23 protein-coding genes are annotated in these 23,718 nt (G+C 69.5%); 10 read left to right on the top strand and 13 right to left on the bottom strand.

What is annotated here, in order from left to right:
* Positions 1–16: 16 nt before the first annotated feature.
* The 3 genes from AWC24_RS05240 to AWC24_RS05230 all read left to right on the top strand — a co-directional run bounded on the left by AWC24_RS05240 (position 17) and on the right by AWC24_RS05230 (position 2,097).
* On the top strand, positions 17–661 hold the full coding sequence (locus AWC24_RS05240) for a PaaI family thioesterase (protein WP_085082731.1): 645 nt from the start codon (positions 17–19) through the stop codon (positions 659–661).
* A 144-nt stretch (positions 662–805) separates the two neighbouring features.
* Positions 806–1,429, top strand: a complete 624-nt coding sequence (locus tag AWC24_RS05235; RefSeq protein WP_085082869.1) for a hypothetical protein — start codon at positions 806–808, stop codon at positions 1,427–1,429.
* Positions 1,430–1,467: 38 nt separating this feature from the next.
* On the top strand, positions 1,468–2,097 hold the full coding sequence (locus AWC24_RS05230) for a maleylpyruvate isomerase family mycothiol-dependent enzyme (protein ID WP_085082729.1): 630 nt from the start codon (positions 1,468–1,470) through the stop codon (positions 2,095–2,097).
* Positions 2,098–2,148: 51 nt separating this feature from the next.
* Here the strand turns inward: AWC24_RS05230 and glnA are convergent, their stop codons facing one another.
* Positions 2,149–3,585 (bottom strand): type I glutamate--ammonia ligase, encoded by a 1,437-nt coding sequence (gene glnA, locus AWC24_RS05225; RefSeq protein WP_085082727.1) that lies wholly within the window; start codon positions 3,583–3,585, stop codon positions 2,149–2,151.
* Between the two features lie 122 nt (positions 3,586–3,707).
* Here glnA and AWC24_RS05220 point away from each other — a divergent pair, with 122 nt between their 5' ends.
* Entirely contained in the window at positions 3,708–4,172 is a 465-nt protein-coding gene (locus AWC24_RS05220) for an RDD family protein (protein ID WP_085082725.1), read from the top strand.
* A gap of 13 nt (positions 4,173–4,185) precedes the next feature.
* On the opposite strand, the gene AWC24_RS05215 is transcribed toward AWC24_RS05220, so the two are convergent.
* The 5 genes from AWC24_RS05215 to sucB all read right to left on the bottom strand — a co-directional run bounded on the left by AWC24_RS05215 (position 4,186) and on the right by sucB (position 9,433).
* Positions 4,186–4,938 carry a DUF4191 domain-containing protein gene (locus AWC24_RS05215; RefSeq protein ID WP_085082723.1) on the bottom strand — a complete coding sequence of 251 codons (753 nt, stop codon included), beginning with the start codon at positions 4,936–4,938 and terminating at the stop codon, positions 4,186–4,188.
* A gap of 31 nt (positions 4,939–4,969) precedes the next feature.
* The gene (lipA, locus tag AWC24_RS05210; RefSeq protein ID WP_085082721.1) at positions 4,970–5,920 is read right to left on the bottom strand and encodes a lipoyl synthase; all 951 of its coding nucleotides are present in this window, start codon (positions 5,918–5,920) and stop codon (positions 4,970–4,972) included.
* Positions 5,917–6,621, bottom strand: a complete 705-nt coding sequence (lipB, locus tag AWC24_RS05205) for a lipoyl(octanoyl) transferase LipB (RefSeq protein WP_085082719.1) — start codon at positions 6,619–6,621, stop codon at positions 5,917–5,919. The genes lipA and lipB overlap by 4 nt, the downstream gene beginning before the upstream one ends.
* A gap of 65 nt (positions 6,622–6,686) precedes the next feature.
* Complete coding sequence (locus AWC24_RS05200) at positions 6,687–7,598, bottom strand: TIGR01777 family oxidoreductase (protein WP_085082717.1); 912 nt, start codon at positions 7,596–7,598, stop codon at positions 6,687–6,689.
* 2 nt (positions 7,599–7,600) lie between these two features.
* The gene (gene sucB, locus AWC24_RS05195; protein WP_085082715.1) at positions 7,601–9,433 is read right to left on the bottom strand and encodes a 2-oxoglutarate dehydrogenase, E2 component, dihydrolipoamide succinyltransferase; all 1,833 of its coding nucleotides are present in this window, start codon (positions 9,431–9,433) and stop codon (positions 7,601–7,603) included.
* A gap of 204 nt (positions 9,434–9,637) precedes the next feature.
* On the opposite strand from sucB, the gene AWC24_RS05190 reads away from it, so the two are divergent.
* Positions 9,638–10,522 carry a hypothetical protein gene (locus AWC24_RS05190; protein WP_234807263.1) on the top strand — a complete coding sequence of 295 codons (885 nt, stop codon included), beginning with the start codon at positions 9,638–9,640 and terminating at the stop codon, positions 10,520–10,522.
* A gap of 15 nt (positions 10,523–10,537) precedes the next feature.
* Here AWC24_RS05190 and AWC24_RS05185 read toward each other — a convergent pair whose 3' ends face one another.
* From AWC24_RS05185 to AWC24_RS05175, 3 genes are all read right to left on the bottom strand, one after another.
* Positions 10,538–12,136 carry a leucyl aminopeptidase gene (locus AWC24_RS05185; RefSeq protein WP_085082711.1) on the bottom strand — a complete coding sequence of 533 codons (1,599 nt, stop codon included), beginning with the start codon at positions 12,134–12,136 and terminating at the stop codon, positions 10,538–10,540.
* A 174-nt stretch (positions 12,137–12,310) separates the two neighbouring features.
* The gene (locus AWC24_RS05180; RefSeq protein ID WP_163705345.1) at positions 12,311–14,386 is read right to left on the bottom strand and encodes an acyltransferase family protein; all 2,076 of its coding nucleotides are present in this window, start codon (positions 14,384–14,386) and stop codon (positions 12,311–12,313) included.
* Positions 14,387–14,642: 256 nt separating this feature from the next.
* On the bottom strand, positions 14,643–15,731 hold the full coding sequence (locus AWC24_RS05175) for an adenylate/guanylate cyclase domain-containing protein (RefSeq protein WP_085082707.1): 1,089 nt from the start codon (positions 15,729–15,731) through the stop codon (positions 14,643–14,645).
* A 32-nt stretch (positions 15,732–15,763) separates the two neighbouring features.
* Between AWC24_RS05175 and gcvT the strand changes: the two genes are divergently transcribed.
* Both gcvT and AWC24_RS05165 read left to right on the top strand, forming a co-directional pair.
* The gene (gene gcvT, locus AWC24_RS05170; RefSeq protein ID WP_085082705.1) at positions 15,764–16,870 is read left to right on the top strand and encodes a glycine cleavage system aminomethyltransferase GcvT; all 1,107 of its coding nucleotides are present in this window, start codon (positions 15,764–15,766) and stop codon (positions 16,868–16,870) included.
* A gap of 23 nt (positions 16,871–16,893) precedes the next feature.
* Complete coding sequence (locus AWC24_RS05165; RefSeq protein ID WP_085082703.1) at positions 16,894–18,000, top strand: branched-chain amino acid aminotransferase; 1,107 nt, start codon at positions 16,894–16,896, stop codon at positions 17,998–18,000.
* An 11-nt stretch (positions 18,001–18,011) separates the two neighbouring features.
* Here the strand turns inward: AWC24_RS05165 and AWC24_RS22380 are convergent, their stop codons facing one another.
* The 4 genes from AWC24_RS22380 to AWC24_RS05150 form a co-directional block, all read right to left on the bottom strand.
* On the bottom strand, positions 18,012–18,176 hold the full coding sequence (locus tag AWC24_RS22380; protein ID WP_163705293.1) for a hypothetical protein: 165 nt from the start codon (positions 18,174–18,176) through the stop codon (positions 18,012–18,014).
* A 181-nt stretch (positions 18,177–18,357) separates the two neighbouring features.
* Complete coding sequence (locus AWC24_RS05160) at positions 18,358–19,089, bottom strand: adenosylcobinamide-GDP ribazoletransferase (protein WP_085082701.1); 732 nt, start codon at positions 19,087–19,089, stop codon at positions 18,358–18,360.
* Entirely contained in the window at positions 19,086–20,135 is a 1,050-nt protein-coding gene (gene cobT, locus AWC24_RS05155) for a nicotinate-nucleotide--dimethylbenzimidazole phosphoribosyltransferase (protein WP_085082699.1), read from the bottom strand. Before cobT ends, AWC24_RS05160 begins: the two co-directional genes overlap by 4 nt.
* A gap of 23 nt (positions 20,136–20,158) precedes the next feature.
* The gene (locus AWC24_RS05150) at positions 20,159–20,845 is read right to left on the bottom strand and encodes a DUF3043 domain-containing protein (protein WP_085082697.1); all 687 of its coding nucleotides are present in this window, start codon (positions 20,843–20,845) and stop codon (positions 20,159–20,161) included.
* Between the two features lie 60 nt (positions 20,846–20,905).
* Here AWC24_RS05150 and AWC24_RS05145 point away from each other — a divergent pair, with 60 nt between their 5' ends.
* The 3 genes from AWC24_RS05145 to AWC24_RS05135 all read left to right on the top strand — a co-directional run bounded on the left by AWC24_RS05145 (position 20,906) and on the right by AWC24_RS05135 (position 23,659).
* Entirely contained in the window at positions 20,906–22,057 is a 1,152-nt protein-coding gene (locus AWC24_RS05145; protein ID WP_109560330.1) for a glycerate kinase family protein, read from the top strand.
* Positions 22,058–22,163: 106 nt separating this feature from the next.
* A complete protein-coding gene (locus AWC24_RS05140) occupies positions 22,164–22,520 on the top strand; it encodes a HesB/IscA family protein (RefSeq protein WP_085082695.1) in 357 nt (118 codons plus the stop codon).
* 164 nt (positions 22,521–22,684) lie between these two features.
* Positions 22,685–23,659: a carbohydrate kinase family protein gene (locus AWC24_RS05135; protein WP_085082693.1), complete on the top strand. Its 975-nt coding sequence runs from the start codon at positions 22,685–22,687 to the stop codon at positions 23,657–23,659.
* The last annotated feature ends 59 nt before the right edge of the window (positions 23,660–23,718 follow it).

Raw genomic sequence — 23,718 nt, 5'->3', positions numbered from 1 at the left:
AGGGAGAACATCTGTGATGCAGTTCAGGCCGGGCTCGAACGTGCCGACGATCAGCACCGATGAGAGTGCGCGGCTGTTGGATCGTTACGGACCGCTGGCACAGGCGGTGCGCGATCTGATCGACGTCAGCATCCGCACCCAGACCGACGACGCCACGGCTCGCGAGGTGACCGCTCAGCTGCGCGAGCTGACCGAGCGACTGCAGGCCGGAACGCTGAGCGAGGCACCGGGGATGCGTTACGTGGTCGAGGGGCGGCCGCTGGCATGGGGCAACGCCGTCATCGGCCTGCGCAACCCGATCGCCCCTCCGCTGGTGATCGAGCACGGCGAGGCCGGTGACTGCTGGGCCGATTTCCATCTCGGGGCGGCCTACGAAGGGCCGCCGGGCCTGGTCCACGGCGGGGTCAGCGCCCTGGTGCTCGACCACCTGCTCGGGGAGGCCGCCAGCGACGGTCTGACCAAGGCGCTCTACACCGGCACCATCACCGTGAAGTACCTGCGCGGTACGCCGTTGGGACCGTTGCGCGCCGAAGCCTCGATCTACCGCACGGAGGGCTTCAAAACCTATGCCCGCGGACACATCGCGGACGCGTCCGGTGTGACGGTGGAGGCCGACGGGGTGTTCATCCTGCCGTCGTGGGCCCGCGACGCGGTGGAGTGACGGCCGGCGCACCCCGTGGGGCGGGTTCGGCCGGCGAAGAATTCTCCAGGTTATCTGAATGTTTGCTAGGGTTCTCTTCATAAACATTCATGTCCGCATGGCCCTCGGGCCGACGGTGCGGGTTCGGGGAAGAGGAACGTGCTGATGGCGGCTTATGGGCGTCGTTTCGGAGTCGGAGTCGGCCTGGTCAGCGGGGCCGTAGCGGTTGCGGTGACGATCGGGCTGGGTGGCGCCCACGCCGGCACCGCCGATCAGCTCGCCGGTATCGCAGTCGCCGGCGACAACGCCGATTCGACCGAGCTGTTGATCATCGCCGGCACGAACTTCGGGGACGCCAGGGACGTCATCACCGGGATCGACACCTCAGAGCTGTCCGACTCGATGCTGTCGGCGGTTGCGGCACTCGATCGTTTCCCGAGCATCATCGACCGCACAGTGGACATCGTGAGCGACCGGCTCGCGCCGGCCGAAGCGACGATCCTCGAGCATTCCGGGTCGATGTCGTCGCTGATCGACCAGCTGTTCTTCGCACCGCTGAATCAGCAGTGGGCGGATGCCGGCGAATCGATGCTGGATGCCGCGCAGGAATTCGAGGGTGCGGTCGGCGAGGGCTCGGTGGCCGACGCCATGTCCGCGCAATTCCAGATGCTGGGGATCACCTTCGGCGAGGTGATCCCGCTTGCGCTGGTGTCGGCGCCCGTGGTGTGGATCGGCAGCCTCTTCGACGATGCCGTGACCATGGCGGACTTCTTCGACTTCGGGATCTGACCCTACGATCGTCGGTTCTGACCGTACGATCGTCGGCAATGACGTGGGACGTGAGCGCGCTTGCCGAGGCTGAGCGAGCAGACTTCGCGGTACTGCTGAAATCACTTGCACTCCCGCAGTGGCAGGCGCCGTCGCTGTGCGCGGGCTGGACGGTTCGCGACGTCGTCGCCCACCTGCTCAGCTACGAAGAGCTGGGCCCGGCCGAGGTCGTGCGCCGGTTCGCGCGCGGCCGGCTGCGGCTCAGCGGCGCCAATGCGATCGGCCTGGCCGAATGCGCGAACCAGGACTCGCGGCAACTCGTTGATCTGCTTGACCGCAGTGTCCGGCCCCGCGGGCTCACGACGGCATTCGGCAGCCGGATTGCACTGCTGGACGGGATGGTTCACCAGCAGGACGTCCGCCGGCCGCTGGGCCTTCCCCGCGACATCCCCGCTGACCGGTTGATTCCCGCCCTGAACTTTGCCCGATTCGCGCCGCCGATCCATGCCCGCTCGCGGATTCGCGGGCTCCGGTTGATCGCCACCGACGTCGACTGGACCGCCGGGCGGGGGCCTGACGTCCACGGTCGGGGCGAAGCCCTGCTGATGGCGATGGCCGGTCGCCGCGGTGTCACGCCGGAACTCGAGGGTCCCGGTGTGCCGTTGCTGCACAGCCGAATCGGTGGTTGACCGTAATGCGATCCCGGCCGGGTGGCGGGTCAGCCACACCCGGGTCTCGACTCAGCAGTCGTAGTACAGCGCGAACTCGTAGGGGTGCGGGCGCAGGTTGATCGGGGTGATCTCGTGGTCACGCTTGTAGCGGACCCAGTTCTCGATCAGATCCGGCGTGAAAACCCCGCCCTCGGTGAGGTATTCGTGGTCGGCTTCCAGGTTGTCCATCACCTGGGCCAGCGTGGTCGGGGCCTGCGCTATGCCGGCCGCCTCGTCGGGCGGCAGCTCGTAGAGGTCCTTGTCGACCGGGTCGGGCGGCTCGATCTTGTTCTTGACGCCGTCGATGCAGGCCATCAGCATCGCCGCGAACGCCAGATACGGATTGCCCGAGGAGTCCGGGCAGCGGAACTCCAGCCGCTTGGCCTTGGGGTTGGTGCCGGTGATCGGGATGCGCACGCAGGCCGAGCGGTTGCGCTGGCTGTAGACCAGGTTGATCGGCGCCTCGTAGTGCGGCACCAGGCGCTTGAACGAGTTGATGGTCGGGTTGGTGAATGCCAGCAGTGACGGGGCGTGGTGCAGGATGCCGCCGATGCAGTGTCGGGCGGTGTCGGACAGCCCCGCGTAGCCGGCCTCGTCGTAGAACAGCGGATCACCGTTCTTCCACAGCGACATGTGTACGTGCATGCCCGAGCCGTTGTCGCCGAACAGTGGTTTGGGCATGAAGGTGACCGTCTTGCCGTGCGCCCAGGCGGTGTTCTTGATGATGTATTTGAACAGCATCAGGTCGTCGGCGGCGTGCAGCAGCGTGTTGAACCGGTAGTTGATCTCGGCCTGCCCACCGGAGCCGCACTCGTGGTGCCCGCGCTCCAGGGTCAGACCCGCGTTGGCGAGGTTGGTGGTCATCGTGTCGCGCAGGTCGACGTAATGGTCGTTGGGCGCCACCGGGAAGTATCCGCCCTTGGGGCGGGTCTTGTAGCCGCGGTTGACGCCTCCGCCGATCTCGGTCGGCGAGCCGGTGTTCCACCAGCCCGAGTCCGAGTCGACCTCGTAGAAGGTGCCGTTCATCTGCGAGTCGAAACTCACCGAGTCGAAGATGTAGAACTCGGCTTCGGCGCCGAAATAGGCGGTGTCGGCGATGCCGGTGCTGGTCAGGTAGTTCTCCGCTTTTCGGGCGACGTTGCGCGGATCGCGGGAGTAGGGCTCACGGGTGAACGGGTCGTGGACGAAGAAGTTCAGGTTCAGCGTCTTGGCCGCCCGAAACGGGTCGATCTGGGCGGTGGAGAAGTCGGGCAGCAGCATCATGTCCGACTCGTGGATGGACTGGAAGCCCCGGATCGACGAACCGTCGAAGGCCAACCCGTCCCCGAACACACTGGCGTCGAGGGTGGCCGCGGGGATCGTCAGATGCTGCATCATGCCCGGCAAGTCGCAGAACTGGATGTCGATGTACTCGACGTTCTCGTCGGCCACGAGCTTGAGAATGTCGTCGGCCGTCTTGTCGGTCACAGAAGTGCTCTCCTCCGCTGGTGGCCCCGGTCGGACGGCGGGGTAGCCGCTGCTGACGTTACGCAACCACGGCGGGACCCGCCCAAGCCGGGTCGGGTTCCAAGCCGCTTATCGTAGGAGGCATGAGCCGCACTTTCTCATCGTGGCTGTCCGGGCCGGAGTCGGCCCGACCGCAGCTTCCCGAAGAGGCCCCGGGGCAGCGCCTGGGCCTGCCCCCCACCGGCCCCGGATCGTTGGCCCCGATGGGACGTCGAGTGCTGGCGCTGGTCGTCGATTGGCTGGTGGCCTACGGACTGGCCGGACTGGGACTGACACTGGGGCTGGTGACCGCGGAGCTGCTCGCCACCGCGGTGATGGTCATCTGGCTGGTGCTGGGCATGGCCGCGCTGCGGCTGTTCGGCTTCACACCGGGCCAGTACGTGTTCGCGCTGCGGGTGGTCGCGGTGGACGGCACCGGGGTGGGCCTCATCCGTGCGGTGGTGCGCGGCCTGTTGCTCGCGCTGGTGGTCCCGGCGCTGTTCGTCGACGCCGACGGCCGCGGCCTGCATGATCGCGCCACCGCAACCGCCGTGGTGCGCAGCCGCTGAATCTGTCGGTGGCCTACCGGCGCCGCACCGCGCGCTGCACGCCGCGCATCTTCGCGCCGCCGGGCAGCGGGCCCTTGGGCATGGCCGCGGTACCGGTCCGCGAGCCCAGTGCCGCCAGCCGCGACTCCAGCGATTCCATCTGCTTGGCCGAGATATTGGCCGGAAGTTTGGTCAGGAACCGCTCCAGCTTGGCCAGCGGCACCTCGCCGTCGCCGTTGCCCACCACGACGTCATAGATCGGTACGTCGCCGACCAGTCGCGCGGTGCGCTTCTTCTCCTGGGCGAGCAGCGGTTTGAGTCGGCTGGCCGAGCCTTCCGCGACGAAGATGACACCCGGGCGCCCGACCACGCGGTGAACGGCGTCCAGTTGCCCGGTGGCCGCCACCGCCTGGGTGACCCGCCACTTGCCGCGCATGTTCTCCAGCGCCCACGCCGCCGCCCCGGCCTGCCCCTCGGCCTTGCGGTAGACCGTCCGCTGTGCGCGCCGGCCGAAGATCACGAACGCCACCAGCGCGCCCAACAGCACGCCGAGCGGAATCGTGGTCACCTTGGCGAACGTCCCGCCATTGAACGCCAATACCGTCGTCACCCCTGCGACCAGCACAAATGCGCCGATCATGTACGGCAGCAGCCGCTTGTCCTCTTTGCGTTGCAGCTGGAAGGCCTGCCACAGCTGGGTGCGGCGCTCTTTGCTGGCGGCCTTGCGGGTGGCTTTCGCGGCCTCCCGGGCCGCCTTGTTCTCGGCGGTGTTGCGCGGTCTGGGCATAGTTACCAAGGATACGCAGCCGAGCTTGTGATCAGCCGGGGGCCGGAGTCCGGTCCCGCTCGGCGCGACGGGCCATGGCCTGCTGGTAGAGCCGGCCGGCCCGGTACGACGAACGCACCAACGGTCCGGACATCACCCCGGCGAACCCGAGCTCCTCGGCATACCGGGCGTGCTCGACGAACTCCTCCGGCTTGACCCACCGGTCGATCGGGTGATGTCGCTCGGTGGGGCGCAGGTACTGGGTGATGGTCACCAGTTCGGCGCCGGCGTCGTGCAGGTCGGCCAGCGCCGCCCGGATCTCCTCGGGGGTCTCGCCCATGCCCAGGATGAGGTTGCTCTTGGCGACCAGCCCGGCCTCGCGTGCCTGGGTCAACACGTTCAGGCTGCGCTCGTAGCTGAACCCGGGCCGAATCAACCTGAAGATGCGGGGCACGGTCTCGACGTTGTGTGCCAGTACTTCCGGACGGGATTCGAACACCTCGCCCAGCAGGTCGGGCCGACCGCCGAAGTCGGGGATCAGCAGTTCGACGCCGGTGGAGGGGTTGAGCGCCTTGATGGCGCGCACCGTCTCGGCGTAGAGCCAGGAACCCTGGTCGGCCAGGTCGTCGCGGGCGACCCCGGTCACCGTCGAATACCGCAGTCCCATCGCCTGCACGCTCTCGGCGACGCGACGCGGCTCGTCGCGGTCGAGCTCGCTGGGCTTACCCGATTTGATCAGGCAGAACGAACAGTTGCGGGTGCAGACCTCGCCGCCGATCAGGAACGTGGCCTCCCGGTCCTCCCAGCACTCGTAGATGTTGGGGCAGCCGGCCTCCTCGCACACCGTGTGCAGCTTCTCCCGCTTGACCAGCAGTTTGAGGTCGGTGTAGTTCGGGCCCATTCGGGCGCGGGTTTTGATCCACGACGGTTTGCGCTCGATCGGTGTCTCGGCGTTGCGTGCTTCGGCCCGGCGTAATCTACGGCCTTCTCCGGCGGCGCTCACCGTGTCGATGTTACGCGCGACTCGAAGTGGTCGCGCACCGGCAGCACGCCGTCGAGGGCGTCGACAACCGCGCTCTCGACCGCGCGCCGTACGTCTTCGACACCGGTCGCGAACCCCAATTCCGCCGACAGCGATGTCACGCCCGCATCGGTGAGCCCGCACGGCACGATCGACCCGAACGCACTGAGATCACAGTCACAATTGAGCGCGAACCCGTGCAGGGTGATCGCGCGTGCCACCCGCACCCCGACCGCGGCGACCTTGCGGGCCGGACGGCTGTCGTCGGCCGGCAGCCATACTCCGGATCTGCCGTCGATGCGAATCGCATTGAGGCCCAGGGTATTACACACCTCGATCAGCGATTCCTCAAGGCGGCGAACGTAATTGACGACGTCCATCGGTTCAGTCAAGCCGATGATCGGATAGCCGACCAGCTGCCCCGGGCCGTGCCAGGTGATCTTGCCGCCCCGGTCGACGTCGACCACCGGCGTTCCCTGAACGGACGGCAGCGGGCGTTCGTGCGGCTCGGTACGCCGGCCGGCGGTGTAGACCGGCGGGTGCTCCAACAGCAGCAGCGTGTCGGGGCCGCCGGCGGCCCTGGCGTCGGCCAGGTCACGCTGCAGCTGCCAGGCCGTGCTGTAGTCGACGGTACCGAGCTGGCGCACGTCGAGCGGTGCGGTGCTGGACCGGATGGACCTCATGCTCGCAGGCTACCCGGCTCGGCAAGGGCCGCCGGAACGGGACCGCGGGCACGCCCGGCGGGAACCTAGAGCGGGGTCGGGCGCTCGGTGGCATAGCTCAGAGCCTCGCCGATGGTGTTGTGCCGGAACTGGAAGCCGGCCTGCTCCAGCGCGGCGGGGATGGCTCGCTGGCCGGCCAGCAGGCCTTCCCCGGCGAACTCTCCGAAGGCTGCCCGCGCTGCGAACCCGGGCACCAGCAGTGGGGCCGGCCGGTTCAGCGTCCGGCCCAGCGCTGCGGTGAATTCGGCATTGGTCACCGGCGCCGGCCCGGTCAGGTTGACCGGGCCGCTGAGCGCCGGCTCGGTCATCGCGAACCGCAACGCCCGGACCTCGTCGTCCAGGCTGATCCAGGACATGTACTGGCGGCCGCTGCCCAGCCGGCTGCCCAGCCCCAGCGAGAACAACGGGCGCAACCTTGCCAGCAGCCCACCCGCCCGGGCCAGCACCAGGCCGGTACGGGCCAGCACCACCCGGGCGCCGGCGGCGCGGGCCGGCGCGGTCGCGGCCTCCCAGTCCTGTGCCAGCCGAGCCAGAAACCCCTGGCCGGCCGGCGCGGCTTCGTCGACCGCGCGGGCGCCGGTGTCGCCGTAGAAACCGACCCCGCTGGCGTTGATCAACAGCGGCACCCGAGCCTCGGCGACCGCGGTCGACAGCACCTCGGTGGTGGTGATCCGGCTGTCACGGAGAGTCTGCTTGAAGGCCCCGGACCAGCGGCGATCGCCGATCCCGATGCCACACAGATTGACCACCGCGTCGACGCCGGCCAGCGCACCGACGTCGATGTCGCCGGCCTCGGGGTCCCAGCGCAGCTCGCCGTCGTTGGCCGGGGCGCGCCGCACGATCCGCAGCACCTGGTGGCCGTCGGTGCGCAGGGCCGAGACCAGCGCGGAGCCGATCAGTCCGGAAGACCCGGCGATAGCGACGATGAGGTTGCCCACAGCTAAAGCCCCAGTTCGGCCTCGAACTCACCCTCTTCGAGCCGGTTGCGGATCGTGGTGACGAACCGTCCGGCGTCGGCGCCGTCGATCAGCCGGTGGTCATACGTCAGCGGCAGGTAGCACACCGACCGCACACCGATCGATTCGTTGCCGCCGTCGTCGACGATGACCCGGGGCCGCTTGACGATGGCGCCGGTGCCGAGCATGGCGGCCTGGGGCGGCACCAGGATCGGGGTGTCGAACAGCGCACCCTGGCTGCCGATGTTGGTGATCGTGAAGGTGCCGCCGGACAGCTCGTCGGGCTTCAGACCGCCGGAGCGTGCCCGGGCGGCGATGTCGGCGATGGCCCGGGCCAGTCCCGCCAGCGAGAGGTCCCCGGCGTTGTGGATCACCGGCGACAGCAGCCCCTGCTCGGTGTCCACCGCGAAGCCGAGGTGCTCGGCGTCGTAGTAGGTGATCTCGCCGGCTTCCTCGTTATAGCTGGCATTGACGTTCGGGTGGGCCTTCAGCGCGTCGATCACCGCGCGGGCGATGAACGGCAGGTAGGTCAGATTGACGCCCTCGCGGTCGGCGAAATCCGCCTTGGCCCTGGCCCGCAACGACACGATCTTGGTCATGTCGACCTCGTGGGTCTGAGTCAGCTGGGCGGTGGCCTGCAGGGATTCGCGAGTCTTCTTGGCGGTGATCTGGCGGATCCGATTGGCCTTGGCGGTGGTGCCGCGCAGGTGGGCCAGCGCCGGCGCCGGGGCCGCGGCCGGTGCGGGGGCCGCCGATCGGGCGGCCGGTGCGGCCGGGGCCTGGGCGGCCGGTGCCCGGCGCTGTTCGGCCTGCCGCTCGGCGAAGGCCAGCACATCCTGCTTGCGGATCCGCCCGCCGACCCCGGTGCCGCTGACCTGGCTGAGGTCGACGTCGTTCTCGGCGGCGAGCTTGCGCACCAGTGGGGTGACGTACGGCGTGGCGTCGGCGCCGCCGGCGCCCGTTGCCGGCGCATCGGGGGCGGCTTTCGGGGCGGCGGACGCGGGCTCGGCCGCGGGAGCCGACGTGGGCTTGGGCCGGGCCTGCCGGGCGGGCTCCGGTTCCGGCTCGGGCTCCGGTTCCGGCTTGCGCTCCGGTTCCGGCTTGCGCTCCGGTTCCGGCTCGGGCTCCGGCGTGGGCTCCGGTGCCGGCTCTGCCGCCGCGGCGGAAGCCGAACCGATCTTGGCCAGCTCGCCGCCGACCTCGACGGTGGCGTCCTCGCCGGCGGTGATCGACAGCAGCGTGCCGGCCACCGGAGACGGGATCTCGGTGTCGACCTTGTCGGTGGAGACCTCCACCAGCGGTTCGTCGACCTCCACCGAGTCGCCGACCTGCTTCAGCCAGCGCGTCACGGTGCCTTCGGTGACCGACTCGCCCAATTCGGGCATCAGCACCGGGGTGCCCTCGCCGGCCGGCGCGGCCGCGGCGGGCTTGGACTCGGACTCTGCGGGCTCGGACTCTGCGGGCTCGGACTCTGCGGGCTTGCTCTCGGGCTCGGAGTCGGCCGGCTCGGGTTCCTGTTCGGCGGGCTCGGCGGCGGGAGCCTGCTGGGCGGGCTCGCTGTCGCCTCCAGCGCTCTCGCCGGCCTCGCCGATCAACGCCAGCTCGCCGCCGACCTCGACCGTGGTGTCCTCCTCGGCGATGATCTTGGTCAGCACGCCGGACACCGGCGCGGGGATCTCGGTGTCGACCTTGTCGGTGGAGACCTCCAGCAGCGGCTCATCGGCTTCGACGGTGTCGCCCTCTTTTTTGAGCCAGCGGGTCACGGTTCCCTCGGTGACGCTCTCACCGAGTGCCGGCATCTGAACTGAGAACGCCATCGCAGTTGACTCCTCGATCGGTCGGTGGGCCGCCTTGGCTCGCCCTCCGGCTTACCACAGCGGGTGCATCGAGCGGCGTGTCCGGGCGGACTTTCGCTGATGGGCGGCGGACTGCCGCGGACTGCCGAAACCATCCTGTCATTGCCCCGGCTCCCTTACACACCCAGGGGCCAATGGCCGCATCGGTGAACTAACATCCCGGTGATGGGCACCGGAAATGGTGATGACAGCTGCGAACTGTGGTCCGGTTTCGACATATCGGGTGTGGCCAGTAACTACCAGGCGATAGCCGGTATTCTCGCGGGCTTCACATTTGCTGCCATCACGGTCGTGCTCGACCGCTCGCATCGGAAACATGCCGGTGAGTATTCGCTCGACGCGCGCGGCGCCGAATATGAGAAATTGACCGGTATTGCACTGGTCGCGGCATTTCTGGGTCTGCTGTTCGCCAGTTTCCAGTACGGCATCCTGGCCGGCGAGCGCGGCTGCGCATTGACCGGTGGACGAGCGGCGTCCGAAGAATTGCTGGGCGATGTCATGTTCGCGGCGTCGATCTCCATCTTGGTTTACGGTCTGGTCCAGTTCGCCTCGAGTTCCTCGGCGGCACTGGCCAAACATGCGCGATTCATCGTCGTGGTGCTCGTTCCTCCCGTTGTCTTCTCGTTCGCCGAGATCAAGCTGATGGATTTGGCCATCTCGCTCGGTTCGCCGGAGGACCGGCAGCCCCTCCAACCGCTGTGGGATCACGCGAACCGGCTTGCCGCTCCGCTCGGGCTGACGGTGATGGCCGTCTCCTGTGCTCTCTGGTTCGCCGGGGCCAAACGGCGCCGTTCACCATCGCCACGTGGCCGCATAGTGCGCACCAGCCAAACGGCACTGCCGTATATCACCATTGCTCTCGTCGTGTATGCGCGGATTCGATCCGTGGTGGCGTTGCCGACCATTGATCCGCACTCGCACATCACTCCCGGCGAGGGTTGGATGTGGGTGGCTCTGCTGAGCGTTGTGGTGCTGCTGCAGAGCGCCGCGCTGTCCTTTCAGAGCGGCGTGGAAGTCCCCGATCCCATCGCGGAAAAGCAGCCGGCATGATCGCGTGGTGACCGGCTATCCGTTCTCGGCGATGTCTTCCAGGACCGCGAACATGGTGCGGGTCGGCACCCCGGTGCCGCCCTTGCCGGTGTAGCCCCACGGGCCGGCGCTGTTGTAGGCCGGCCCGGCCACGTCGATGTGCGCCCAGGCCACGCCCTCGGCCACGAACTCACGCAGGAACACCCCGGCGACCAGCATGCCGGCGAAACGCTGCGCGCTGACGTTGGCCAGATCGGCCACCGTCGACTTCAGGTCGTCCTTGAGCTCGTCGGGCAGCGGCATCGGCCAACCGTTCTCCCCGACGGCCTGCGAGATCGAGGCCACCCGGTCCCGGAACTCGTCCGAGCCCATCACCCCGGGGATACGCGCGCCCAGCGCCACCGTCTGCGCGCCGGTCAGGGTCGAGGTCTCGATGAGATAGTCCGGGTTGTCCTCGCAGGCCCGCACGATCGCATCGGCCAGCACCAACCGGCCCTCGGCGTCGGTGTTGAGCACCTCGACGGTGGTGCCGCCGTACTGGGTGAGCACGTCGCCGGGCCGCTGCGCGGTCGCCGACGGCATGTTCTCGGCCATCGGGACGGTCGCGGTCACCTCGACCGGGAGTTCGCGGCGCGCGGCCAGCACCACGGTGGCGATCACCGCCGCGGCCCCGCCCATGTCGGAGGTCATGTGGTGCATCGAGGCGGCCGGTTTGATCGAGATGCCACCGGTGTCGAAGGTGATGCCCTTGCCGACCAACGCCACCTTCTTGACCTCGCGGTCGGCGGTCGGCCGGTAGGTCAGCCGCACCAGCCGCGGCGGCCGCGACGAGCCCTGGCCGACACCGATCACCCCGCCATAGCCGGCGTCGGCCAGCGCCTGCTCGTCGAGCACCTCGACCTGCAGGCCGGCGGCTTCGCCCAGCGCCCTGGCCCGGTCGGCGAACTCGGCCGGGAACAGGTGGCTCGGCGGGGTGTTGACGAAGTCGCGCGCGGTGGCCACCGCGGCGGCGACATCGGCCCCGTGGGCGGCGCGCGCCGCCGCCTCGGGTGCGGCGCTGAGCACGGTGACGGCCTGCAGGCCCGGATCCTTCGGGGCGGTCTTGTCGGTGCGGAACGCGGTGAAGCGGTAGCTGCCCAGCAACAGGCCTTCGACACTGGCCGCCACCACGTCCTCGCCCGGGTCGCCGGGCAGCCCGGCCAGCGTGTCGACGGCGACCGCCGTGCCGTTGAGCGAGCGTGCTGCGGTGCCCGCGGCGCGCCGGATGACATCGGCGGGCCAGCTGTCGCGGGCCTTACCCAGTCCGACGGTCAGCACGCTGGCCACCGGCAGTGACGCCACCGCCAGTCGGTGCACCTGCTCGCTGCTGCCCTTGGCGTTCAGCGCCCGCAGTCCGGCCTCGATCTCGGTCACCGCGTCGGCCGGCAGGGCCGGCTCGGTCGCGGCGACCACGGCGCCCTGTTGAGGCGGCGGTCCCAGCTTCGCCTCTCCTTCGTCGAGCCTCGCTGAACCGCCGGACTCATCGGACTCGTCGCCGGCCGAAACGACCGGCACGATCAGCACGGCCTCCTCGGCGGTGGGCAGCGAGTCGGTGACGGTGACGGCGGGGGCGGGGTATCCGGGTTGGGTGCTCACAAGCACTCACCCTATCGATCGGTCGGCAGCTCCAGCTCGTATGCCGGGACGAGCTCGTCGAACCCTTTGAGTTTCAAGGGCCCTTGTTCCGCCACGGGCCGGCCCGGCAATTCCTTGACGACGCCGGCGCAAGCCGGCGCCTGGGCGACCCGGATTCCCCTTGAGTTCTTGGAGTCACATCACCCCGGTGGCCATGAGTGCTTCACCGATCACCGGGGTGATCTTCTGGCCGTAGTGCGGAGTCATGTGAAAGGGGTCGAACTTCACCGGGATAGTTCCCACGAAGCTGGGGCAGCGCTGATCCGGGGAGCAGAACCACGGCCGCGGATCCACCCACACAGCGCCTATCTCCTCGGCGAGATCCCGTTCGGCCGCCGCGGTGTCGCGCCAGCGGTCCAGCACCTGGCTGACACAATCCTGGGGGACGGATGACCGGGTGCTGTAGCACTCCTTGATGTCCTTGTCGTCGGGCGGCCCGGGGATAAACACCACCGTGCTGTCCTTGATCTTGTTGACGAGCGGGCGCATCGAGGCCGACCAGGTGGGCTGCGCCGGATCGCGGCTGGTCCCGAAAATGTAGTAATTCGACACGATCACCACATCCGGCTTGATGGTGTCGATCACCTGCAGCCTGTGCTGGGTGTAGTCCGGGCATTGGTCCGCCACGACTGGCGGCAGGCCGGTGACCGCCAGGTCGATGAAGTGGCAGCCGTACGCAGCCTCGATCCGTACCTGCGTCCGCCCGCGGGAGTCGAGTGCAAGCTGCCGCAACGGGCCGGCGTACGTCATCGCGATCGAGTCTCCGACCAGCACCACTTTGGTAGGCGCGGCCGCATCACCGAACGTGCAGGTTTGGTCGCTCGGCTGGGGGATGAAGCCGCATCTCCACACCTCGCGGGCGGCGGGCAGGCCGTGGACGACCGCGTCCATCGTCGGATCCAGCTGGGGCCATTCGGTGGCCTGTAGCGCGGTGGCGATCTCGTTCCTCAGTGCGGCCGCCAGCGGCCCCGGGGTGGGCATGTCGTCGAACGACCTGACGGCGACCGTCGGCAGGACTGCCTGGCGATCGGTATCGGGGCGAATCACCAACGCGCACAACGCCACTACCAACAGGCTCACGGCGCCCAGGGCGGCGAAGCGAGGGTACGGCCGTGGTCGGTTCAGCGCGCTGGGGCGGCCCCAAGTGACGCGGCGCAGGGGGTTCTCGACGAAGTGATACGACCCGATCGCCAGGCCGAATGTCAACCCGGCCGCCGCAACCACGAAGTAGGCGTTGTCAGCGGCCACCGCGCTGAGCAGCACGATGACCGGCCAGTGCACCAGATACAGCGAATAGGAGATATCGCCGATATAGATGGAGACGGGATTGCGAAGGAAGGCTTGGTGACCGGGCTCGCCCCCGACACCGGCGGCGATCACCAAGGCCGCGCCGGTGACGGGCAGCAATGCCCACGGTGGGCAGAATCGGACCGGGGGCTCGGCGAGGACGCTTGCCGCGATCAGCACCAGTCCCGCCCACGACAGGACCGGTTTCACAGCAGTGGGAACGCGCGTCAGGGGCCGGGTCGCGATCGCCAGCAGGGCTCCGGCGCCGAGCTCCCAGGCACGGGCGAACGTATCGAAATACACCTCGACGGGGTGGCCGGCGGCTCGGTGGACAGCCCACCACCACGATGCCGTCACGACCACACCCATCACCGTGCCCGCCAACAACGTTCGTCGTTGAGGCGTCCACGCCCGGTGGGCAACCGCCAATCCGACCACGAAGATCACCGCCGGCCACACGAAGTAGAACTGTTCCTCGACCGACAGCGACCAGTAGTGCTGGAGCGGTGAAACCGGCTCCCCGACGGCAAAATAGTCGGCATGGCGGTTGGCGAAGTGCCAGTTGGCCATGAACAGGACCGCGGCCCGCGCGTCGCGGCCGATCTGCGCGGCGCGTATCGGCAAGAACAGCGCCAACGACGTCAAGTAGGTGAGAATCAACACCACGGTGGCCGCGGGGACGATTCGCCGCACTCGGTTCCAGTAGAAGGCGCCGAACGCGACCTTGCCGGATTCCTGGGCCGAGCGCAGCAGGCTGCCGGTGATCAGGAGCCCGGAGATCACGAAGAAGACGTCGACGCCAAAGCTTCCGCCGCGCGGCCAGCCGACCAGATGGTTGGCGAACACCGCCAGGACCGCGATCATCCGCAGGCCCTGCACGTCTCGACGTTGCGGGGGCCTGACCGGTGCGCTGGTGCGGGCCATCATTGGACGCTAAGCGGGTACCGACGGCTCCGACATCAGGGATTTCCCTGGTAATTGAGCGAGATCCCCCGGGGTCTAACCGCAACGTCGTCCAGTTAGGCGCGTGACTGGTGTGGCAAGTGTGACACGGCGTGTGAGTACTAACAGGACAGCGGGCCGTGGTCCACCTGCTGCCAGCTGGTGTCCTATTCGCCGAGATCGGATACCAGCAGGTTTGGGCTCGGCTGGTCGGGTCGGGTGCTCACAAGCATTCACGCTAACGATCGGCGCGCAGCTCCAGCTCGTAGGCCGGGACGAGCTGGTCGAATCCCTTGAGTTTCAAGGGCCCGTTTTCCGTCACGGGCCAGCCCGGCAATTCCTTGACGACGCCGGCGCAAGCCAGCACCTGCCCGGGTTCGGCGGCATCCACCAGCCGCGCGGCCAGGTTCACCGGGGTGCCGAAATAGTCGCCGTTGATGGCCAGCAGCTCGCCGTAACCCAGCCCGGCCCGCACCTGCAGGCCCACCTTGCGGGCCTTGGGATGGTCGACCAGGTCGATCGCGGCTTTCGCCAGCAGCTCCCCGCTCGCGCTCACCCACATCACGGCATCGCCGATGAACTTGACCACCCGCCCGCCGTCGGCGTGCACCACGTCGGCGACGCTGCCGCCGAAGTCGGTGAGCAGCGTCGCCAGCTCCTCGGAGGTGAGCACCTGGGTCAGGGCGGTGAAACCGGTCAGGTCGGCGAAGCCCACCCCGCACACCATGCTCGACGTGGGCCCTCCGGCCAGGCCTTCGAGGAAGGTCCGGGCGCTGACCTGGTGCTGCCGGTGGACGGCGTCGATCATCGCGCCGATCCGCGGGATGTATTCGGCGATCGACCGCCAGGCGCGGGCGGTGCGCAGTTCGCTGTGGGTGTGGCCCAGCCACATGTCGGGCTCGCTGATCCGGATCATCGACGACTCGGCCTCGGCCAGCCGGGCCATCGTCGCGCCCAGCACCCGCAGGAAGCCGTCGACCGCCTCACCGAGATAGGACCGCATCTCGACCCAGGTGGCCAGGCCGTCGACGTCGGCCTGGCTCAATGCGGGCGTGTCGGGGCTGTCGACGCTGAGCCCGAGCATCGTCCAGGCGCGTTCGAGGTCGCGGACCGGTACCCGCAGGGCCTCGGCCGCGGTCCGCAGCGTGTAGTCGGCCGGACCCGAGCGCCCCACCACGTCACCGGCCAGGCCGAACAGCCGGCCCTGCCGTTCGGCCTCGGCCATCTGCTCGGTGCTGAAACCGAGCCCGTCGAGGTACTCAAGCAGGTCGGCGCGGCCCCGCGCGTCGACGATTCCCGCGGCTTCCAGCGCGTCCCAATCGACCACCTATACAAGTTTGCCGATTAGGGTGGCTCGTCGTGAGCGAACTGCAACACGGGCCCCTGGAAGATCGTCACCGCGAGCTGGGCGCCAGCTTCGCGGAGTTCGGTGGCTGGCTGATGCCGGTGTCGTATGCCGGCACCGTCGCCGAACACCACGCCACCCGCACCGCTGTGGGCCTGTTCGATGTCAGCCACCTGGGCAAGGCGACCGTGGCCGGCCCGGGTGCGGCGGCGTTCGTCAATGCGACACTCACCAACGACCTGACCAGGATCGGGCCCGGCAAGGCGCAGTACACGTTGTGCTGCAACGAATCGGGTGGCGTCATCGACGACCTGATCGCCTACTACATCGCCGACGACGAGATCTTCCTGGTGCCCAACGCCGCCAACACCGGGGCGGTGGTGGCCGCCTTGGCCGATGCCGCGCCGGCCGGGGTGACGGTCAGCGACGAGCACCGTTCGCGGGCGGTGCTGGCGGTGCAGGGGCCGCGGTCGACCGAGGTGCTGGCCGGACTCGGCCTGCCGACCGAGATGGACTACATGGGCTTTGAAGATGCCACCGTGGACGCCGCCGGCGCCCGGGTGCCGGTACGGGTGTGCCGCAGCGGTTACACCGGTGAGCACGGCTACGAGCTGCTGCCGGAGTGGGAGTCGGCGGGGGTGGTGTTCGACGCGCTGCTGGCGGCCGTTTCGCAGGCCGGGGGCGAACTGGCCGGTCTGGGCGCCCGCGACACGCTGCGCACCGAGATGGGCTACCCGCTGCACGGGCACGAACTGTCGCCCGACATCTCGCCGCTGCAGGCGCGCTGCGGCTGGGCGATCGGCTGGAAGAAGGAGCAGTTCTTCGGCCGCGAGGCGCTACAGGCCGAGAAGGCGGCAGGTCCGGCGCGGCTGTTGCGCGGGCTGCGGGCCACCGGGCGTGGCGTGTTGCGGGCCGAGTTGGCGGTGCTCGACGGCGACCGGCAGGTCGGGGTGACCACGTCGGGCACCTTCTCGCCGACGCTGAAGGCCGGCATCGCGCTGGCGCTGATCGATGTGGACGCCGGTCTCGACGACGGGGCGGTGCTCACCGTCGACGTGCGAGGCCGGGCCGTCGAATGCGAGCTGGTGCGGCCGCCGTTCGTGACGGCAAAAACCCGCTAGCGCACCGGTTATACAATCGCTGCATGAAAAGCGGCCTCCTCGAGTTCCAGGTGTCGGTCACGGCGAACCCGACTCCTGACGAGGTACGCGAATCCATGTTGGCTGAGCCGGGTTTCGGCAAGTACCACACCGATCACATGGTGTCGATCGATTACACCCGCGAGGCGGGTTGGCACAACGCGCGGGTGATGCCCTACGGGCCGATCGAACTGGACCCGTCGGCGGTCGTCCTGCACTACGCGCAGGAGGTCTTCGAGGGGCTGAAGGCCTACCGCTGGACCGACGGGTCGATCGTGTCGTTCCGGCCGGAGGCCAACGCGGCCCGGATGCGCGCGTCGGCCCGCCGGTTGGCGATCCCGGAACTTCCCGACGAACTGTTCATCGAGTCGCTGCGGCAGTTGATCGCCGTCGACGCCGCCTGGGTGCCCGCGGCCGGGGGAGAGGAGTCGCTGTACCTGCGGCCGTTCATCTTCGCCACCGAGCCGGGGCTGGGCGTGCGGCCGGCCAACGAGTACCGCTGCCTGGTGATGGCATCACCGGCTGGCGCCTACTTCAAGGGCGGCATCAAGCCGGTGAGCGTCTGGCTCTCGACCGAGTACGTGCGGGCCTGCCCGGGCGGCACCGGCGCGGCCAAGTTCGGCGGCAATTACGCCGCGTCGCTGGTCGCCCAGGCGCAGGCGGCCGACAACGGCTGCGATCAAGTGGTGTGGCTGGATGCGGCCGAGCGGCGCTATGTCGAGGAGATGGGCGGGATGAACCTGTTCTTCGTGTTCGGCACCGGCGGCTCGGCGCGTCTGGTCACGCCGGAGCTGTCCGGCTCACTGCTGCCCGGAATCACCCGGGATTCGTTGTTGCAGTTGGCGACTGACGCCGGATTCGCGGTCGAAGAACGCAAGATCGACGTCGATGAATGGCAGAAGAAGGCCGCCGCCGGCGAGATCACCGAGGTCTTCGCCTGTGGCACCGCCGCCGTCATCACCCCGGTGTCGAGGGTGAAGTCCGCGGACGGGGAGTTCACCATCGCCGACGGCGAACCCGGTGAGGTCACCATGGCGCTGCGGGACACGCTGACCGGCATCCAGCGCGGTACCTTCGCCGACACCCACGGCTGGATGGCTCGGCTGGACTGATCTCACCGGACTCAACCCGCCGAGTCGGGCGGGGGGTCCGATTCGTCCTGTCCGGCCTGCCAGTCCTCGGCCAGGGCGTCCTCGACGTCGGGATAGTCCTGCGGGTCGCCGGTCCCGCCGGTCATCGCCTTGCGCGATTCTCTGCTCCGCTTGCTGTAGCGGTGATGGCGAGCCATCGGCGTTCCTCCCGGATGACGAGAAGGCCAAGATGTTAACAACAGTTCCAGTTTCCCAGACCTGCCTCGGAGCCCGGACGCCGGGGGGAGAAATGTCTCTAAGTCCGGAGAAAGTTCGACCCTTCGGTCCTGGCCGGAACACGGCCAAGCAGCCGTTGTCGTGACAGGCGGGCAGCGCCGCTCAGCGGATCGCCAGCCCCAGCGCCGTGATGGTGGTGGTCACCTCGATCGCCGCGCCCAGCACATCACCGGTGATGCCGCCGAACCGGTGCACACAGTGCGCCACCAGCACCGCGGCGCAGGCCAGCGCCACCAGCACCGCGACCGGACCCTGCCACAGCCGCGGACCCGCGGCCAGCGAGCCCACCAGAAGTACCACGACCCAGCCGGCCACCACCGGCCCCGGCTGGCTGGCGGCCACCCCCGCGCCCAGCGTGCTGCCGTGCGCCGCCGGGACCGGGCGGCGGCACGCCAGCACCGCCGCGACTCGGCCCGCGGCCACCGCGACCACGATCGCGCCCGCACTCAGCGCCGAAAACGTCAGCCCCTGCAACACGATCACCAGCACCACGGCCGCCACCCCGAACGGCCCGGTCGACCCGTCCCGCATCACCTGAAGAGCCTGATCCGCGGGCCGGTAGCAGCCCAGGCCGTCGGCGGTGTCGGCCACCCCGTCGATGTGCAGTCCACGGGTCGCGGCCAGCAGCGCGGCCACCGCCAGCAGTCCGGCCAAGGCGTTGCCCGGGCCGAACGCGATCCCGCCGGCCCAGACCACCCCCGCCGCCAGGGCTCCCAGGACGGCTCCGACGACCGGCAATGCGGTGATCATGCCGCGGCCGAACCCCCGGTTGCCACCGCCGCCTACCGGCAGCACCGTGCCGAACGCGAAAGCGCCTGCCAACGAACGGATCATGACGACGGACGGTCGGTGACGCCGGCTTCGGCGAAGGTGGACATCGACGCCAACGCCGCCACGGCGGCGTGCAGCACCGGCAACGCCACGGCAGCGCCGGTGCCCTCGCCCAGCCGCATCCGCAGATCGAGGATCGGCTCCAGTCCCAGCGCCGCGCAGGCCAGCGCGTGGGCGGGCTCCGGCGAGCGGTGGCCGGCCTGCCACCACGCCCGGGCGCCGGGCGCCAGCCGCTCGGCGACCAGGGCGGCGGCCGTCGACGCCAGCCCGTCGAGCAGCACCGGTGTGCGCCGAACGGCGGCCTGGGCGCAGAACCCCGCCAGCGCGGCCAGGTCGGCTCCGCCGCAGCGGCGCAACAGTTCCCACGGATCCGACACCCCGCGCGACCGGAACAGCGCGTCGCGCACCACGGCGGTCTTGCGTGCCCAGCCGGCGTCATCGATACCGGTACCGTGACCGACCGCCGCGACCGGCTCGGCGCCGGTCAATGCGGCGATCAAAGTCGTTGCGACCGTGGTGTTCCCGATCCCCATGTCGCCGGGGATGAGCAGATCGGCCCCGGTGTCGACCTCGTCGTCGGCGATCTGCCGACCGGCGGCCACGGCGGCCACGGTCTGGGCAGCGGTCAGCGCATCCTCGGTGGCGATGTCACCGCTGCCGCGGCGCACTTTGTGGGCGCTGAGCGACTCGGAGGTCTCGCTGTCGACGGCCATGTCGACCACCCGCACGCCCGCGCCGGCGGCGGCGGCCAGCGCGTTGATGGCGGCCCCGCCGCGGTCGATGTTGGCGGCCATCTGCGCGGTCACCTCCGCCGGGTACGCCGACACCCCTTGCCGCGTCACGCCGTGATCACCGGCGAACACCACCACCCGGACTCGGCCGAACGGCCGTGGCGGGCAACGGCCTTGACAGGCGGCCGCCCATACCGAAAGCTCCTCGATGCGGCCCAGTGAGCCGGGCGGTTTGGTCAGCGAGTCCTGCCGTGCGCGCGCGGCGGCCGCCACCGACGCATCGGGCGGGCTGATCGGCGGGAATTCCTGCGGATCCACGGCTGACGGCCCCCGAGCCGAACTCAGTCGAGGCGTTCGCCGCGCCGCACCTGCGGGCGCGGTGCCCGCATCCGGCGCACCGTGGATGCCCTGCTGGCGGCGTAGATGCCCAGTTTCCAGCGGGCTTCGGTGTTGTCGGGGTACTTGGTGTCGACCAGTCTGCCGACCTTGCGCGCCAGCACTACGCCGTCGACGCCCATCAGAATCATCAGCAGCAACATCGCCGGCGAGATGTAGTACTGCACCTGCGGGACCGCGATCATGAGGAACATCAATCCCAACGCGACCGGCATGAACAGCCCGAGCAGGTTGTAGCGGGCGTCGACGATGTTTCGGACGTACCGGCGCACCGGGCCGCGGTCGCGCTCGAGCAGGGCCGACTCGTCACCGGAGAGCATCCGCTCCCGGCGCTGCGCCATCCGCTCGCGTCGTTCGGCCTTCGCGACGCGGCGCTCTTCCTTGCTGAGCTTCGGTCCGGCCAGGCTCTTGCGCCTGGCCCGGGCCTCCGCGGAGGTCATCGGAGCCGGCGCCACTGGTCCGCGACGTCGGGCGGCCGCATTCCGCTTGGGGGTGGGCCGGCCCTTGGGCGCGGTGAGGCCGGACCGAGCAACGGCCTCGGATTCGGTGCTGTCGAGGTCGACGGCACCGCCGGTGGAGTCAGCGGAGCCGGCGGACCCCGCTTCGTCTTTCCTGCGTCCCGGCAGCTTCACGCCCGCCAGATTACTTGCCCGGTCTTCCCGGCCGGCGATGTGGCTCTATACCCTGCCGGTATGGCTGACCCCCGCGGTGCCGGCGCCTCCTCGTCCGGGGCGGCCGGGCTGCGGGTGCTGATCGCACCGGACTGCTACGGCGAGAGCCTGACCGCGGTGCAGGCCGCCGCCGCGATCTCGACCGGGTGGCATCGCAGCCGCCCCCACGACCGGCTGGCGATCGCCCCGCAGTCCGACGGCGGCCCGGGATTCGTGGCCGTGCTGGCAGCCCGGCTGGGCGACGCCGATCCGGGCACCGTGCAGCGCTGCCGGGTCAGCGGCCCGCTGGACACCCCGGTCGAGGCGGAGTGGTTCTGGGATGCGGCGGCCGAGACGGCCTACCTGGAATGTGCCCAGGCCTGCGGCCTGGCGGCGCTGGACGGTTCTCCGTCGCCGCGGACCGCGCTGGCGGCCCACAGCACCGGGGTGGGCCAGCTCATCGAGGCCGCACTCACGGCCGGGGCACGGCGGATCGTGGTGGGACTCGGAGGGAGCGCCTGCACCGACGGCGGAAAGGGCATGGTCGACGAACTGGGCGGCTTGACCGCCGCCAGGAAGCGGCTCGCCGATGTCGAGCTGATCGCGGCCTGCGACGTCGAATACCCGCTGCTGGGCCCGTGGGGCGCGGCCCGGGTGTTCGGTCCGCAGAAGGGCGCCGACGCTGCCACGGTCGCGGTACTCGAAACCCGCCTGACCGCCTGGGCGGCCGAACTCGACGCCACCGCCGGACGGCAGGTCAGTGCCGCCTCGGGGGCCGGCGCCGCCGGCGGCATCGGCGCGGCCCTGCTCGCCCTGGGCGGCGTGGCCGAGTCGGGCGCCGCCATCGTGGCGCGCCACACCGACCTGGCGGCCGCGCTCGCCGACGCCGACGTGCTGGTCACCGGCGAGGGCCGGTTCGACCAGCAGTCACTGCACGGCAAGGTGATCGGTTCGCTGTGCGCCGCAGCCCGGACCCGGCAGCTGCCGGTGCTGGTGCTGGCCGGCCAGATCAGCCTGGACGAGCCGGCGCTGCGGTCGACCGGCGTGGTGGCCGCCCGCGCGATCGCCGACCATGCCGGCTCGGTGGGTCTGGCGCTGGTCGACGCCGCCAACCAGCTGATCGGTCTGACCACCGTGCTTGCGGCCCAGATCGGCATCCGGCGGGCCGATTCCCAGGGCCCGGCGGCGCGGTAGGGAACACGTCGGCGCAGGGTATCGTTGTGACGGTGGACTTCGACGCCTCGGAGCTGAGGCTGGAACCAGGAGCCCGACCCGTGATCAACCGCAATAGGGAGACGCAATGACTGTTCAGGATCAGTCGACCACCGAGTCTCATGGCGTGGTCTTGACCGATGACGCCGCAGCCAAGGTGAAGTCGCTGCTGGCCCAAGAGGGACGTGACGACCTGACGCTGCGCATCTCGGTCCAACCCGGCGGCTGCGCCGGCCTGCGCTACAACCTGTTCTTCGACGACCGCACCCTCGACGGTGACGTGATCGCGGAGTTCAACGGTGTGAAACTGGCCGTCGACCGGATGAGCGCGCCCTACCTGCAGGGCGCGGAGATCGGCTACGCCGACCAGATCGACAAGCAGGGCTTCACCATCGAGAACCCCAACGCCGGCGGCTCCTGCTCGTGCGGCGACTCGTTCAACTGACCGGCTAGCAGCGACCGGCGGCCCTTGTGCGGTTTGCCCGCACCCGGCCCGGCCGCTTTGCGCTGCCCGGCTTTCGTGCTGCCCGCCGATGCCCGGGGTTCGACCGACCGCTACCGTGGGAACCCACATTCAGGTCCACGTTGGCAACACAAGGGGGATAGTCAGTGACGATTGCGGTGACCGGTTCGATCGCGACCGACCATTTGATGCGTTTTCCGGGTCGGTTCTCCGAACAGTTGCTGGCCGATCACCTGCAGAAGGTCTCGCTGAGCTTCCTGGTCGACGACCTGGTGGTGCACCGCGGCGGCGTGGCGGGCAACATCGCCTACGCGATCGGCGTGCTCGGCGGTGACGCCGCGCTGGTCGGCGCGGCCGGCGACGACTTCGGCGACTATCGTGACTGGCTGGCCTCCCACGGTGTCAACTGCGACAACGTGCTGGTCTCCACGACGGCGCACACCGCCCGCTTCACCTGCACCACCGACGTCGACATGGCCCAGATCGCCTCGTTCTATCCGGGGGCGATGTCCGAGGCCCGCAACATCTCACTGGCCCAGGTGGTGGCGAGTGTCGGCACCCCCGAACTGGTGATCATCGGAGCCAACGACCCCGAGGCGATGTTCAGCCACACCGAGGAGTGCCGCAAGCTCGGCCTGACGTTCGCCGCCGACCCGTCCCAGCAGCTGGCCCGGCTGACCGGCGAGGAGATCCGCCGGCTCATCGACGGCGCCACCTACCTGTTCACCAACGACTACGAGTGGGACCTGCTGCTGTCCAAGACCGGCTGGACCGAGGCCGACGTCATGAAGCAGGTCGGCCTGCGGGTCACCACCCTGGGCGGCAACGGGGTGGACATCGTCAGCCCGGACGGTTCCCGGATCCACGTCGGTGTGGTGCCCGAGAAGGCCCAGACCGACCCGACCGGAGTCGGCGACGCCTTCCGGGCCGGTTTCCTGACCGGGCGCAGCGCCGGGCTGAGCCTGGAGCGCTCCGCGCAACTCGGTTCCCTGGTGGCGGTGCTGGTGCTCGAATCCACCGGAACCCAGGAGTGGTCGTGGGACCGCGACGTCGCGCTGGCCCGGCTGGCCGATGCCTACGGCGACGCCCCCGCCGCCGAGATCGGCGCCGCACTCAAGTGATTGCGTCGAGCCTGTAGGTGGCGTGGTGCCTTCTCGCACTTTCTCGCGCTAACTACAGG

It is taken from the genome of Mycolicibacter senuensis (assembly GCF_002101885.1).
In the GTDB taxonomy this organism is placed as follows: Bacteria; Actinomycetota; Actinomycetes; order Mycobacteriales; family Mycobacteriaceae; genus Mycobacterium; species Mycobacterium senuense.
The sequence above is the reverse complement of the archived record's forward strand: the minus strand, read 5'-3'. Positions and strand labels throughout refer to the sequence as shown.

Bases quoted from the DNA above. Each gene is read 5' to 3' on its own strand.
- AWC24_RS05165 (WP_085082703.1), top strand. From the start codon at position 16,894: ATGAAAAGCGGCCTCCTCGAGTTCCAGGTGTCGGTCACGGCGAACCCG.
- AWC24_RS05145 (WP_109560330.1), top strand. From the start codon at position 20,906: ATGGCTGACCCCCGCGGTGCCGGCGCCTCCTCGTCCGGGGCGGCCGGG.
- sucB (WP_085082715.1), bottom strand. From the start codon at position 9,433: ATGGCGTTCTCAGTTCAGATGCCGGCACTCGGTGAGAGCGTCACCGAG.
- AWC24_RS05180 (WP_163705345.1), bottom strand. From the start codon at position 14,386: ATGGCCCGCACCAGCGCACCGGTCAGGCCCCCGCAACGTCGAGACGTG.
- AWC24_RS22380 (WP_163705293.1), bottom strand. From the start codon at position 18,176: ATGGCTCGCCATCACCGCTACAGCAAGCGGAGCAGAGAATCGCGCAAG.
- AWC24_RS05215 (WP_085082723.1), bottom strand. From the start codon at position 4,938: ATGCCCAGACCGCGCAACACCGCCGAGAACAAGGCGGCCCGGGAGGCC.
- AWC24_RS05140 (WP_085082695.1), top strand. From the start codon at position 22,164: ATGACTGTTCAGGATCAGTCGACCACCGAGTCTCATGGCGTGGTCTTG.
- AWC24_RS05190 (WP_234807263.1), top strand. From the start codon at position 9,638: ATGGGCACCGGAAATGGTGATGACAGCTGCGAACTGTGGTCCGGTTTC.
- AWC24_RS05230 (WP_085082729.1), top strand. From the start codon at position 1,468: ATGACGTGGGACGTGAGCGCGCTTGCCGAGGCTGAGCGAGCAGACTTC.
- AWC24_RS05235 (WP_085082869.1), top strand. From the start codon at position 806: ATGGCGGCTTATGGGCGTCGTTTCGGAGTCGGAGTCGGCCTGGTCAGC.
- AWC24_RS05240 (WP_085082731.1), top strand. From the start codon at position 17: ATGCAGTTCAGGCCGGGCTCGAACGTGCCGACGATCAGCACCGATGAG.
- AWC24_RS05160 (WP_085082701.1), bottom strand. From the start codon at position 19,089: ATGATCCGTTCGTTGGCAGGCGCTTTCGCGTTCGGCACGGTGCTGCCG.
- lipB (WP_085082719.1), bottom strand. From the start codon at position 6,621: ATGAGGTCCATCCGGTCCAGCACCGCACCGCTCGACGTGCGCCAGCTC.
- AWC24_RS05220 (WP_085082725.1), top strand. From the start codon at position 3,708: ATGAGCCGCACTTTCTCATCGTGGCTGTCCGGGCCGGAGTCGGCCCGA.